The organism is Achromobacter sp. 46006 (assembly GCF_059761975.1).
Window position 1 is genome coordinate 1 of sequence record NZ_JCBANN010000096.1, and the last position, 12,488, is coordinate 12,488.

The window sequence follows — 12,488 nt, forward strand, 5'->3', positions numbered from 1 at the left end:
ATGCAAAGCGGGCCGATCTTTCGATCGGCCCGCTTTTTTCATGCCCGGCGAGGCGGCGTTCAGCCCGGAGGGCCGCTGGCCGCGGGCGCCGCCGTGACGGTGCGCTCGGTCCAGCCGCCGCCCAGCACCTTGTACAAGGTGACCAGGTTGGACAGGCGCGCCAGGCGCGTATCGACCAGCGATTGCTGCGCGGTGTAGAGCGAACGCTGCGAATCGAGCACCGTCAGGTAGTCGTCGATGCCCTGGCGGAAACGCTGCTCGGACAGGTCATAGGCGCGCTGGTTGGCGGCCACCAGCAATTGCTGCGCCTGGATCTGCTCGTCCAGCGTGCCGCGGCCGGCCAGCGCGTCGGCCACTTCGCGAAATCCCGTCTGGATCGTTTTCTCGTACTGCGCGATCTGGATGTTCTTCTGCACCTTGGCCAGGTCCAGGCCCGCCAGCAGCGAGCCGCCGGCGAAGATCGGCACCGTGATCTGGGGCACGAAGCTCCAGGCGCCCGAACCCGCGTCGAACAGCCCGCCCAGGCTGGCGCTGGCGGTGCCGGCGTTGCCCGTCAGGCTGATGGTCGGGAAGAATGCGGCGCGGGCCGCTCCGATGTTGGCATTGGCGCCCTTGAGCTGGTGCTCGGCGGCGCGAATGTCCGGGCGTCGCGCCAGCAGCTCGGACGGCAGGCCGGCCGGCAGCGCGGTCGGCAGCATGCCGTCGTCAAGCTTGACGGCGTTGTCCAGCGCCGCCGAGATTTCGGGCGACAGCGGCTGGCCCACCAGCAGCACCAGCGCGTTGCGGTCCTGCGCGGCCTGGCGCGTGTACTGCGACAGGTTGCGCTGGGCGGTGCGCAGCGACACTTCGGCCTGGCTCAGGTCGAGCGCGGTGGACAGGCCCTGGTCGTAGCTCTGCCTGGTGAGCTTGTAGGAATCATCCTGGCTCTTGAGCGTGTCGCGCGTCAGGCTCAGCAACTCCTGGTCGGCGCGCAGCGTCAGGTAGGCGTTGGCCACTTCGGCGATCAGCGTCAGCTGGGTCGCGGTGCGGGTTTCGTCCAGCGCCAGGTACGATTCCAGCGCCTTGTCGCTCAGGCTGCGGATGCGGCCGAACAGGTCCAGTTCCCACGAGGACAGCGCGGCGCCGACCTGGTAGTTGTGGCTGGTGGTGGCCTGGCCGCTGGGCGACAGGTCGGCCGGGGTGCGTTGGGCCGTTTCCTTGCCGGCGATGCCAACGCTGGGCAGCAGGTCGGCGCGCTGGATGCGGTACTGGGCCCGCGCGGCCTCGACATTCAAGGCCGCCACGCGCAGGTCGCGGTTGTTGGCCAGCGCCTGCTCGATAAGCTGTTGCAGCAGCGGGTCGGCGAAGAAATCACGCCAGCCGATGTCGGCCGTGGCCACGGCGCCGGTGGCGTCGGCCTTGTAGGCCGGGCCGCTCGGATAGGCCGACGAGACCGGCGCGTCGGGCCGTTCGTAGGTCGGGGCCAGCGAGCAGCCCGCCAGGGCCGCCGCCAGGGAAAGGGAAACCAGGGTTCTCATCTGCAGCTTCATTGCGGTTTTCCTTCGACGGACACGTCCTGCGCGTCGTTGGCGCTGGGGTCGTGCGGATCGCGTCGCGCGCTCATGCGTTCCACCTTGAACAGGCGCAGCATGATCACGAAGAACGCGGGGACGAAGAAGATGGCCAGGAAGGTCGCGGTCAGCATGCCGCCGATCACGCCCGTGCCGATGGCGTTCTGGCTGCCCGAGCCTGCGCCCGAGGAGATCGCGAGCGGCACCACGCCCAGGATGAACGCCAGCGACGTCATCAGGATCGGGCGCAGGCGCTGGCGGGCGGCGTGGATCGCCGATTCCGTCAGGCTCGCCCCGGCCTCGTAGTGCTCCTTGGCGAACTCCACGATCAGGATGGCGTTCTTGGCCGCCAGCCCGATGGTTGTGAGCAGGCCCACCTGGAAGTACACGTCGTTGGACAGGCCGCGCACCAGCGTCGCCCCCAGCGCCCCGATGATGCCGAGCGGCACCACCAGCATGACCGCGGACGGAATCGTCCAGCTTTCATACAGCGCCGCCAGGCACAGGAACACCACGATCAGCGAAATCGCGTACAACGCCGGCGCCTGGGCGCCCGACAGGCGTTCCTCGTACGACATGCCGGTCCATTCGAAACCCACGCCGGTCGGCAGCTTGCTGGCGATGCGTTCCATCTCGTTCATGGCCGCGCCCGAGCTGTAGCCTGGCGCCGCCTGGCCCTGGATGTTGTAGGACGGCACGCCGTTGTAGCGGTTCAGCTTCTGCGGGCCGAAGCTCCAGGTGGCCTTGGCGAACGCCGAGAACGGCACCATGTCGCCATCCTTGTTGCGCACGTACCATTTGTCCAGGTCTTCGGGCAGCATGCGGGCCGAGGCCTCGCCCTGCGCGAACACCTTCTTGACGCGGCCGCGGTCGATGAAGTCGTTGACGTACGACGAACCCCAGGCGGTGGACAGCGTGCTGTTGATGTCCGACACGGCCACGCCCAGCGCCCGCGCCTTTTCGCGGTCGATGTCGAGCTGGTACTGCGGCGCGTCCTCGATGCCGTTGGGGCGCACGCCCTGCAGGATCTTGCTTTTTGCCGCCTCGCCCAGCAACTGGTTGCGCGCGGCCAGCAGTTTTTCATGGCCCACGCCGGCGCGGTCCATCAGCTGGAAGTCGAAACCATCGACGTTGCCCAGTTCCATCACCGAAGGCGGCGGCACCACGAACAGCATGGCGTCGCGCTCGGTCTTCCTGAAGTGGGCATTGGCGCGCGCCGCCACCGCGGCCGCCTTGAGCCTGGCGGCGCCGCGGTCTTCCCAGTCGCGCAGCTTGATGAACAGGATCGAGGCGTTCTGGCCGCGGCCGCCGAAGTTGAAGCCGTTGACCGCGAACACCGAGGTGACCGCGTCCTTCTCTTCGGTCAGCAGGTAGTTGGTGGCCTCGTCGATGACGGCCTTGGTGCGCTCGGCGGTGGCGCCGGCGGGCGTCTGGATCTGGGCGAACAGGATGCCCTGGTCTTCGGCCGGCAGGAACGCGGTGGGAATGCGGGTGAACATCCAGCCCATGGCGATGACGATGGCCAGGTACACCACCATCAGGCGCTTGGTGCGGCCCAGGCCGCGCGCCACGGTATTGGCGTAGCCGTGGCTGCTGCGGTCGAAGGCGCGGTTGAACCAGCCGAAGAAGCCGCGCTTGGTGCCGTGGTGGCCCTTGGGAATCGGCTTGAGCAGCGTGGCGCACAGCGCCGGCGTGAAGACGATGGCGACGATCACCGAAAGCACCATCGAAGACACGATGGTGATGGAGAACTGGCGGTAGATCACGCCGGTCGAGCCGCCGAAGAAGGCCATGGGAATGAACACCGCGGCCAGCACCATGGCGATGCCGATCAGCGCGCCGGTGATCTGGCTCATGGACTTGCGCGTGGCCTGCTTGGGCGTGAGGCCCTCTTCCGCCATCACACGCTCGACGTTTTCCACCACCACGATGGCGTCGTCCACCAGCAGGCCGATGGCCAGCACCATGCCGAACATCGTCAGGGTATTGATGGAGTAGCCGAACGCCGCCAGCACGCCGAAGGTGCCCAGCAGCACCACCGGCACCGCCAGCGTCGGGATCAGCGTGGCACGGAAGTTCTGCAGGAACAGGTACATCACCAGGAACACCAGGATGATGGCTTCCACCAGCGTCTTGAACACTTCCTCGATCGACAGGCTGACGAATGGCGTGGTGTCGTACGGGTAGACCACGTCCATGCCCGGCGGGAAGTACGGCTTCAGGTTGTTGATGGTGTCGCGCACCGCCTGCGCCGTATCCAGCGCGTTGGCGCCCGGGGCCAGCTTGATCGCCAGGCCCGAGGCGGGCTTGCCGTTGTAATAGCTGTCGATGGCGTAGGTCTGGCCGCCCAGTTCGATGCGGGCGACGTTGGCCAGGCGCACCTGGGAACCGTCGGTATTGACCTTGAGCAGGATGCGGCCGAAGTCTTCCGGCTTTTCCAGGCGCGACGGGCCGATGATGGTGGCGTTCAATTGCTGGCCGCGCACCGCGGGCAGGCCGCCCAACTGGCCGGACGAAACCTGGACGTTCTGTTCCTTGATGGCGTTGACCACGTCGACCGTGGTCAGGCCGTAGTTCACCAGCTTGGCCGGATCCAGCCAGATGCGCATGGCGTACTGCGAGCCGAACAACTGGAAGTCACCCACCCCCTGCGTGCGGCTGATGGGGTCCTGGACGTACGAGGCGACGTAGTCGGCCAGGTCGTCCTTGGTCATCGTGCCGTCGGTGGACACGAAGCCCGCCACGATCAGGAAGTTCTTGGTGGCCTTGGTGACGCGGATGCCCTGCTGCTGCACTTCCTGCGGCAAGAGCGGCTGCGCCAGCGACAGCTTGTTCTGCACCTGCACCTGGGCGGTATCGGGGTTGGTGCCCTGGCGGAACGTCAGCGTGATGGACATGCTGCCGTCGGAGTTGCTTTCCGAGGAGATGTACTCCAGGCCGTCCAGGCCGTTCATCTGTTGCTCGATCACCTGCACCACGGTGTCCTGCACCGTCTGCGCCGAGGCGCCCGGGTAGGTCACCGCGATGCCGATGGCCGGCGGCGCGATGTTCGGGTACTGCGACACCGGCAGCTTCAGGATGGACAACGCGCCGGCCATCATCAGCACGATCGCGATCACCCATGCGAAAACCGGTCTATCGATAAAAAACTTTGCCATGCAAGGCTCCCTGACTACTGCTTGGCCGCCGCGGCGCCCGCCTGCGGTTGCTGCGCCGGCTTGGCGCCGGCTTCGGTGGCAACCACCTCGACACCCGGCCGCACCATCTGCAAGCCTTCCACGATGACCTTGTCGCCGGCCTTCAGGCCGTCGGTCACCAGCCATTGGTCGCCAATGGCTCGGTCGGTCTTGAGTTGGCGCAGTTCAACTTTGTTCTCGGCATTGACCACCAGCGCCGTCGGCAGGCCGCGCTGGTTGCGCGTGACGCCGCGTTGCGGCACCAGCAGGCCGTCGGTGGCCACGCCGTCAACCAGGCGGGCACGCACGAACATGCCCGGCAGCAGGCGGCGGTCCGGGTTGGGGAACACCGCCCGCAGCATGACCGAACCGGTGCCCGGGTCGACCGTGACTTCCGAGAACTGCAGCTTGCCCTGCAGGCTGTACTGCGAGCCGTCTTCCAGCGTCAGCGACACCAGCGCCGCCTGCTCGCCCTCGGCCTTCTGCAATTGCCCGCTGGCCAGTGCGCTCTGCAGGCGCAGCAATTGCACGCTGGATTGCGTCACGTCTACGTAGATCGGGTCGATCTGCTGCACGGCGGCCAGGGCCGTGGCCTGGTTGGCCGTGACCAGCGCGCCTTCGGTGACTGCCGAGCGGCCGATGATGCCGCCGATGGGCGACAGGACCTTGGTGTAGACCAGGTTGATGCGCGCCGTGTCGAGCGCGGCCTTGGCCGACATCACGTCGGCGGCGGCCTGGTCGCGCGCGGCCACGGCGTTGTCATAGGTCTGCTGGCTGACTGCGCGTGTGGCCACCAGCGGCTTGTAGCGCTCGGCCAGCAGTGCGGCGGTCTTCTGCTGCGCCTGGGCGCGCGCCAGGGCGGCCTTCTGGCTGTCGAGGCTGGCCTGGTAGAGCGCGGGATCGATCTGGTAGAGCTGCTGGCCCGCCTTGACCTCGCCGCCTTCGGTGAACAGGCGCTTCTGCACGATGCCGTTGACCTGCGGCCGCACTTCGGCGACGCGGAACGGCGACGTGCGGCCCGGCAATTCAGTGGTCAGGGAAACCGGCTTGGTGGTCAGCGTGACCACCGTCACCTGCGGCTTGCCCGCCTGGGGCGCTTCCTGCTTCTTGCCGCAAGCGGCCAACGTCAGGGCCGATGCCGTCAGCGTGAGCACCGCTGCACCGCGCCACAGCGCGTTTTTCTTGTTCATTGATTGCATTCCCGATTTCCAACTAAAAAGGTAGCGTCATACCCGCCCGCCTGGGCCTGCGCCCGCGGGGCGACCGCGGTGTCCGCCGGACAACCGGCGACAGCAACGGCGCAACGCGAACCGCGCATCGTTGCGGCTCGTGAGGATTGACTGGGGTGTGGTTTCGCCTCAGACATTCAGGCAGGGCTTCGACGCTTTGCTGCATTGCAGAATCGGCATTTTGCGTTATCCCGCCCGAGAAACAAAGAGGCATATTGAGAAAACATCATTCCAGATATGGGACAATAATTCGGCCCATCGTGTGACAGAATCCCTTCCATGAAACGCTTACAAGGCATGGAACTCTTTGTGGAGGTGGCCAAGACGCACAGCTTCAGCCGTGCGGCCGCCGCCCTGGGGGTGCCCAAATCGACACTGTCCCGCCAGGTGGCCGAACTGGAACGGTCGGTTGGCCTGCGTCTGCTCAGCCGCACCACCCGCAAGGTGGAACTGACCGACGCCGGCCGGCTGTACTTCGAACGCTGCCAGCGCATCGTGGCCGAAGCCCAGATCGCCCACGAGGAACTGCAGAAGCTGGTCGACACGCCGTCCGGACCGCTGCGGGTGAACATGCCGGCGGATTTCGGCACGGACTTCCTGGCTGAATCGTTCATGGAATTCTCGCGCCGCTATCCCGACGTCACCTTTTTCCTGGACCTTGCCAATCCCGACCACGCGCAGCGCGTGTTCCAGACCTGTGATATTTCCATCGAGATCGGCGAACTGCCCGATTCGACACAGATCGCGAGGCTGCTGGGCATGCTGCCGGCCCATCTGTACGCCTCGCGCGAATACCTGGAAAAGCACGGGGAACCGAAGCACCCCAGTGACCTGACCCGCCACGAGTGCATCGAGTTCCGCGCCGAAGGCGCCGGCCGCGTGACCCGCTGGCCGCTCAACAGCGGCGACCAGCACATCCAGTTCACCCCAGGCAACCGCTTTTCCGTGAACGGCGTAGCGATGGCGCGGCGCCTGGCGATGCTCGGCGCGGGCATCACCGTGCTGGTCGGCGGCCAGACCGCCGAGCAGAAATCCGGCCAGTTGCGGCGCGTGCTGCCGGACTGGCAACTGGGACCGTTCCCGGTCTATGCCGTCACGGAAACGCGGCTGCTGCCCGCCAAGACCCGGATCTTCATCGAGTTCCTGATGGAGCGCCTGGGCGGTGACGGGCAGGCGAAGGATACCGCGCCGTTCATGAAATGAAGGGCTGCCGGAAACAGACTGAAAAATCTGCACATGGCCGGCGGGCGCCGGCCGCCTTGGCACGCGGCTGACCGCGCCCGCCGCATTCAGAAGCGTTCGTCGTCGCGCAGGTAGCGCCACTGGCCCAGCGGCAGATCGCCCAGGGCCACGCGGCCGATGCGCACGCGCTTCAGTCCCACCACTTTCAGGCCCACCAATTCGCACATGCGGCGAATCTGGCGCTTCTTGCCTTCGCGCAGCACGAAGCGCAACTGATCGTGGTTCTGCCAGCGCACCTGGGCCGGCTTGAGCGCCTTGCCGTCCAGCGACAGGCCGTGGTTGAGCAGCGCCAGGCCGTTCTCCGACAGCTCGCCCTGCACCCGCACCAGGTATTCCTTGTCGATGCTGGAATCCTCGCCGATCAGCAGCTTGGCCACGCGGCCGTCCTGCGTCAGCACCAGCAGGCCCTGCGAATCGATGTCCAGGCGCCCGGCCACCGCCAGGCCGTCCAGATGGCCGCGCTCGAAACGCTGCGGGCTGCGGTCGCCGGCAAAGCGCGAGCGCGCATCGATCAGCGCCACCGCGGGCGTGTAGCCCTTTTCGGCCTGGCCCGAGACGTAGCCGACCGGCTTGTTGATGAGGATGGTGACGCGCGAGGTCTGGCGCGCCTGCGCGGCGCGTTCCAGCGTGATGACCTGGCTGGGGAAGGCGCGCGCGCCCAGTTCGGACACCACTTCGCCGTCGACCCGTACCCAGCCGCGCTCGATATAGCTGTCGGCCTCGCGGCGCGAACAGAGTCCACGCTCGGACATGAGCTTGGAGATTCGTACTTTTTCCATGGCCGTTATTGTATGCGGAGCGCACCCCGCGCCCCCCGGCGGCGGCGCGCGCCGCTACGCAGCCCTGCGGCAATCGGCCACAGGGGCCGGAATCGAACCGGCGCCCCAGCATTGGCATAATACGCAGCCATGATGACCTCAGCAGCAACACATTGCCCTCCTCTCGCGGCAGGCTGGCTGGCCAGCGCGCCGCCGCGCCTGTCGCTCACCCAGCGCCACTGGCTGTTCCGTCCCGGCGCCCTGACCGCCGGCCTGCGCCAGGTTGGCCAGGTGCGCCTGCGGGTGCTGGCCGAATACGCCGACGGCGCGCCGGCCGACGAGGCCCGCGCCATGCGCATCGCTCCCGGCGCGCCGGTGTGGGTGCGCGAGGTGCTGATGTCGGTCGATGGCATCGACAGCGTGCCGGCGCGCAGCCTGACGCCGCTGCGCGCCTCGCACGGCGCCTGGCAAGGCATGCGGCGCCTGCTGACGCGGCCGCTGGCCGACATGCTGTACCACGACAGCACCGTGGTGCGATCGCCGTTCGCCTGCCGCCTGCTGGCCTCGCCGGTGCCGTTCCACGCCACCGCCGCCGGGGTGCTGGCGCGCAATGGCCGCGAACGCGACGCGCAGCGCGTCTGGGCCCGGCGCTCGGTGTTCTGGCGCCAGGGCCAGCCGCTGCTGGTGGCCGAGTGCTTCCTGCCGGATTTCTGGCGCCTGGTGGCCGGGCGCGCGGCGCCGCCGCTGGTGCCGCACCAGCGCACGCCGCGCTAGCCGCGAGGCGCCGCCGGGCGCCGCGCCGCCCTCCTCCGCCCAGCACACCCCCGCCTCGTTCCCGCCGCGCAGGCGCTTACGCATGCGCGGGGCGCGGCCGGGTGTCCACCGCCAGGCAGAGCAGGCCCGTCAGCAGCGCCAGCCCGACATGGCCGATATACAGCGGATCAAAGTCCGCGTGGCTCAGCGCCCCCTTGCCCAGCAGCAGCACCGTCAACGCCACCCCCAGTACCGCGCCGATCTGGCGCGTGGCCTGGTTGACGGCGCTGCCCACTGCATAGTGCTGCGGCGGCAGGCGGTTGACCGCGGCGCCAGCCAGCGAAGGCAACACCAGGCCCACCCCCAGCCCGCTCAGGATCAAGCCGGGCAGCCAATGCGCCAGATAGACGGGCTCGGCGCCCGGCACCAGCAGGAACCACAGCCCGCTGGCGGCGTAGACCAGTGACCCGCCCACCAGGAACGGGCGATGCCCCAGGCGCGCGGCCAGCTTGCCGGTGATGATCGCGGTCGGCATCACCAGCAGCGGCCCCGGCGTCACCGCCAGGCCGGCCTTTGGCAGGCTGTAGTGCCAGACACCGGTCATGTAGAAGAAAAAGGCGAAAAACATCATCGCGAAGGCGATGCCGAAGCTGAGCGTGGCCAGGTTCACGTAGCGGTAGGTGCGATGCTTGAACAGCGCGAGATCGACCAGCGGGTGCGGCGTGCTGCGGGCCCAGCCGACGAACGCCGCCAGCGACACCAGCCCCATGGCCGCCACCATCCACAGTTCGCCGCGGCTCCAGTGCGGCGATTCCGATTGCACGATGGCCAGCGCCACCGCGCCCACGCCCACCATCAGCAGCGCCATGCCGACACCGTCGACGCGCCGCCGCGCTTCGGGACGCACCGATTCCTTGAGGCGGCCGGCGCCGAACCAGAGCGACAACGCACCCAGCGGCAGGTTGATGTAGAAGGCCCACGGCCAGCCTGCGGCATCGACCACGAACGCGCCCAGGCTGGGGCCGACCGCCGCCGCCAGCGCGGCCACTGCGCCCCACAGGCTCACCGCCACCGAGCGCTGCGCGGCCGGGAACGCCGCCAACACGAGCGACAGCGAGGCGGGCGTCAGCAGCGCCGCGCCGACCGCCTGCGCCACGCGCGCCGCGATCAGCCAGCCGACGCCGCCCGCCAGGCCGCACGCGGCCGAGGCCGCCAGGAACAGCAGCACGCCGATCATGAACATGCGCTTGCGTCCATGTGTGTCAGCCAGCCCGCCGGACGGGATCAGCATGGCGGCGTAGACCACCGTGTAGGCGTTCAGCACCCACGACATGTCGGCGGCGGAGGCCTCGGGAAAACCGGCGCGCATAGCGCCGAACGCGGCATAGAGCATGGTCGCGTCCAGGGAAACCAGGAACACGGCTACGCTGGCGATCCAGAAGATCGGCCAGGGGGATTCGGCCGCGGACGGCGCGGCGGCGGCATGGCTGGCCGCGGGAGTGGCATTGGAATGCATGTCGATCGGACTCGGAAATGGCGTCGGGAAGGTGGCGCAGGCGAGGTGCGCGCGATTCAGGCCTGCAGGTAGACAGCCGGCTCGGCCGCCAGGCCCTGCTTGACCTGGCGCGTGGCGTCGTCGGCCAGCACTTCCTCGGCGCCGGCCGCGAGCGCGTCGAAGGCTTGGCCTGCCACCGATTCGGGGGTGATCTTGGGCGCGTCCAAGCCACGCGTCAGGTCGGTATCGACAAAGCCCATGTGCAGGCCCAGCACCTGCGTGCCCTGCTCACGCAGTTCGTGGCGCAGGCCATTGGTCAGGGCCCACGCGGCCGACTTGCTCATGCCATACACCCCCAGCAGCGGTCGGTTGATCCAGCTGGCGATCGACAGCACGTTCAGCAGCGCGCCGCCGCCGTTGGCCGCGAGCACCGGCGCGAACGCCTGCGCCACGCGCAGCGGACCCAGCAGATTGGTTTCCAGGTGGCGGCGCGCCGATTCGATGCTGTCGTCGGCCAGGAAGCCGCCGGTCGCGGCGATGCCGGCGTTGTTGATGACCAGTGTCACGTCCTTGGCCAGCGCCGCGGCGGCGGCCACGTCCTGGTCATTCGTGACGTCTAGCCTGATGGCCTGCACGCCCGGCAGCGTGACGCTGGCCGGATCGCGCGCGCCGGCGTAGACCTTGCGGGCGCCGCGGGCCAGCGCCTCGCGGGCGAAGGCCAGGCCGATGCCGCGGTTGGCGCCGGTGATGAGGACGGTGGCGTTTTTCAGTTCCATGATGTCTTTCCTTGACGTACTGCGGTTCTGACGGTGGCTGGCAATGCCCGCCGGGTTTCTGAAAATATGATGATCATCATATTTTTGGGTTGAAGAAAGGCCGCGCGAAGCGGCCCGTGGAAACCGATGCTCAGTGGGTGGCGGGGCCGCCTTCGTTGTCGTACTGCTCCAGGATGGACCGGCGCGCGGCCGCCAACATGGCCCGGCCCTGCGCATTGTCGCCAAGCGCCCGAGCCAGTTGCATGGCGCCCACCAGGTTGCTGGTGATCGCCATCGCGGCGTGCGCGCCGGCGCCGGCCGGCAACGCCTGCTGCACCACGCCCACCAGACCCGTTATCCGACTGGCCGAGACGTCGCGCACCTCGGCCGACTGGCGTGGTATCTCGGAGGCCAGCGCCGAGATCGGGCAACCGCCTTCGCAACCGAGCAGATGGGCCTCGGACAGATAGCTTTCGACCAGGGCGCGCAACGGGCTGGCCCCCTCGGCGCGGCGCCGCGCCACGCCCTGCCCCATGCGCGCCGCGCCATCCTGGCCGGCGCGCTCCATCGCCGCCACCAGCATGGCGTCACGCGACGGGAAATGGGCGTAGAAGCCCCCGTGGGTAAGCCCGGCTTCCTTCATGACGTCGGCCACGCCGACGCCGGCGTAGCCGACCCGCCGGATCGCGCGCGCGGCCGCTTCCACGATGCGGTCGTGGGAAATCTCTTTGCGGGAAGCGGGGCCGGCCATGGTCGGGACTCCGTTAATATGATGACCATAATATAAATCGGTCCGTCGCGGTTTGCACGCTTTTCTTGTTGCGCGCGCACTACCCTGCCATGGTTGCGCGGCCACGGGCACGCCCCACGCAGGCGCGAAAGCGCATGCAAAAAAGGGGCCGAAATGCCCGGCCGTCAGCGCCAGACGTCGGGCTCGATGCTGACTTCGCCCTTGTCGGCCGAGAAGTACACCACTCCGTCCGAGATGTTGGCGTTCAGTTGCATGGTGCGCTCGGCCAGATCGGCCAGGGCGCGGGTCTGCTCGGACGGCAGGTTGATGACCGTCAGGTTGCGGGTGCGCTCGAGCTTGTTGCGCACGCCGTCCCACCAGATCCTGCTGGCGGAACCGCCGTAGCAGTAGACGATGACCTGCTCGGCGCGGCCGCAGGCGCGCAGGATGCGGCGCTCTTCCGGCTGGCCGACCTCGATCCACACGGTGATGGCGCCGGTCAGGTCCTTGACCCACAGGTCGGGCTCGTCGGTGTCGCTCAGGCCCTTGGTGAAGGCCAGTTCTTCCTGTGCATTCAGGGCGTAGGCCACCAGCCGCACCATCATGCGCTCGTCGGTTTCGGAGGGATGGCGGGCGACCGTCAGCGCGTGGCTGCCGTAGTAGTGCCGGTCGGTGTCGGCGACGTTGAGCTCGGCCTTGTAGATGGTGGCGCGCAGGGCCATGGCGAAAAATCCGTTGAGTGGGGCGAATGACAGAAGGCCGCCATGATACCGCCTGCGGCATGGCCGCAGCTTGCAGCG

The 12,488-nt window shown here is 68.1% G+C and carries 10 protein-coding genes; 2 read left to right on the forward strand and 8 right to left on the reverse strand.

The window, feature by feature from the left end; translation table 11 throughout:
- Nucleotides 1-59 precede the first annotated feature (59 nt).
- The 3 genes from adeC to AC6LKG_RS25435 are packed head-to-tail and all read right to left on the reverse strand — an operon-like array spanning nucleotide 60 to nucleotide 5,916.
- The gene (adeC, locus tag AC6LKG_RS25425; RefSeq protein WP_498169550.1) at nucleotides 60-1,529 is read right to left on the reverse strand and encodes an AdeC/AdeK/OprM family multidrug efflux complex outer membrane factor; all 1,470 of its coding nucleotides are present in this window, start codon (nucleotides 1,527-1,529) and stop codon (nucleotides 60-62) included.
- Nucleotides 1,526-4,708, reverse strand: a complete 3,183-nt coding sequence (locus AC6LKG_RS25430; protein ID WP_498169552.1) for an efflux RND transporter permease subunit — start codon at nucleotides 4,706-4,708, stop codon at nucleotides 1,526-1,528. Before AC6LKG_RS25430 ends, adeC begins: the two co-directional genes overlap by 4 nt.
- A 14-nt stretch (nucleotides 4,709-4,722) precedes the next feature.
- Nucleotides 4,723-5,916 (reverse strand): efflux RND transporter periplasmic adaptor subunit, encoded by a 1,194-nt coding sequence (locus AC6LKG_RS25435; protein WP_498169555.1) that lies wholly within the window; start codon nucleotides 5,914-5,916, stop codon nucleotides 4,723-4,725.
- Between the two features lie 336 nt (nucleotides 5,917-6,252).
- Between AC6LKG_RS25435 and AC6LKG_RS25440 the strand changes: the two genes are divergently transcribed.
- Complete coding sequence (locus tag AC6LKG_RS25440) at nucleotides 6,253-7,158, forward strand: LysR family transcriptional regulator (protein ID WP_006394388.1); 906 nt, start codon at nucleotides 6,253-6,255, stop codon at nucleotides 7,156-7,158.
- An 86-nt stretch (nucleotides 7,159-7,244) separates the two neighbouring features.
- On the opposite strand, the gene AC6LKG_RS25445 is transcribed toward AC6LKG_RS25440, so the two are convergent.
- On the reverse strand, nucleotides 7,245-7,976 hold the full coding sequence (locus AC6LKG_RS25445) for a pseudouridine synthase (protein WP_076414230.1): 732 nt from the start codon (nucleotides 7,974-7,976) through the stop codon (nucleotides 7,245-7,247).
- 129 nt (nucleotides 7,977-8,105) lie between these two features.
- Here AC6LKG_RS25445 and AC6LKG_RS25450 point away from each other — a divergent pair, with 129 nt between their 5' ends.
- Complete coding sequence (locus tag AC6LKG_RS25450; RefSeq protein WP_498169557.1) at nucleotides 8,106-8,729, forward strand: chorismate--pyruvate lyase family protein; 624 nt, start codon at nucleotides 8,106-8,108, stop codon at nucleotides 8,727-8,729.
- A gap of 76 nt (nucleotides 8,730-8,805) precedes the next feature.
- Here AC6LKG_RS25450 and AC6LKG_RS25455 read toward each other — a convergent pair whose 3' ends face one another.
- The 4 genes from AC6LKG_RS25455 to AC6LKG_RS25470 all read right to left on the reverse strand — a co-directional run bounded on the left by AC6LKG_RS25455 (nucleotide 8,806) and on the right by AC6LKG_RS25470 (nucleotide 12,410).
- Nucleotides 8,806-10,224 carry an MFS transporter gene (locus AC6LKG_RS25455; protein ID WP_498169560.1) on the reverse strand — a complete coding sequence of 473 codons (1,419 nt, stop codon included), beginning with the start codon at nucleotides 10,222-10,224 and terminating at the stop codon, nucleotides 8,806-8,808.
- Between the two features lie 56 nt (nucleotides 10,225-10,280).
- A complete protein-coding gene (locus AC6LKG_RS25460; RefSeq protein ID WP_498169562.1) occupies nucleotides 10,281-10,979 on the reverse strand; it encodes an SDR family oxidoreductase in 699 nt (232 codons plus the stop codon).
- A gap of 130 nt (nucleotides 10,980-11,109) precedes the next feature.
- Nucleotides 11,110-11,709 (reverse strand): TetR/AcrR family transcriptional regulator, encoded by a 600-nt coding sequence (locus tag AC6LKG_RS25465; RefSeq protein ID WP_498169565.1) that lies wholly within the window; start codon nucleotides 11,707-11,709, stop codon nucleotides 11,110-11,112.
- A gap of 164 nt (nucleotides 11,710-11,873) precedes the next feature.
- Nucleotides 11,874-12,410, reverse strand: a complete 537-nt coding sequence (locus AC6LKG_RS25470; RefSeq protein ID WP_498169568.1) for a YaeQ family protein — start codon at nucleotides 12,408-12,410, stop codon at nucleotides 11,874-11,876.
- Nucleotides 12,411-12,488 lie beyond the last annotated feature (78 nt).

What these genes read in the sequence shown, in the direction of transcription:
- adeC (WP_498169550.1), bottom strand. Translation starts at nt 1,529, where the DNA reads ATGAAGCTGCAGATGAGAACCCTGGTTTCCCTTTCCCTGGCGGCGGCC.
- AC6LKG_RS25430 (WP_498169552.1), bottom strand. Translation starts at nt 4,708, where the DNA reads ATGGCAAAGTTTTTTATCGATAGACCGGTTTTCGCATGGGTGATCGCG.
- AC6LKG_RS25435 (WP_498169555.1), bottom strand. Translation starts at nt 5,916, where the DNA reads ATGAACAAGAAAAACGCGCTGTGGCGCGGTGCAGCGGTGCTCACGCTG.
- AC6LKG_RS25440 (WP_006394388.1), top strand. Translation starts at nt 6,253, where the DNA reads ATGGAACTCTTTGTGGAGGTGGCCAAGACGCACAGCTTCAGCCGTGCG.
- AC6LKG_RS25445 (WP_076414230.1), bottom strand. Translation starts at nt 7,976, where the DNA reads ATGGAAAAAGTACGAATCTCCAAGCTCATGTCCGAGCGTGGACTCTGT.
- AC6LKG_RS25450 (WP_498169557.1), top strand. Translation starts at nt 8,106, where the DNA reads ATGATGACCTCAGCAGCAACACATTGCCCTCCTCTCGCGGCAGGCTGG.
- AC6LKG_RS25455 (WP_498169560.1), bottom strand. Translation starts at nt 10,224, where the DNA reads ATGCATTCCAATGCCACTCCCGCGGCCAGCCATGCCGCCGCCGCGCCG.
- AC6LKG_RS25460 (WP_498169562.1), bottom strand. Translation starts at nt 10,979, where the DNA reads ATGGAACTGAAAAACGCCACCGTCCTCATCACCGGCGCCAACCGCGGC.
- AC6LKG_RS25465 (WP_498169565.1), bottom strand. Translation starts at nt 11,709, where the DNA reads ATGGCCGGCCCCGCTTCCCGCAAAGAGATTTCCCACGACCGCATCGTG.
- AC6LKG_RS25470 (WP_498169568.1), bottom strand. Translation starts at nt 12,410, where the DNA reads ATGGCCCTGCGCGCCACCATCTACAAGGCCGAGCTCAACGTCGCCGAC.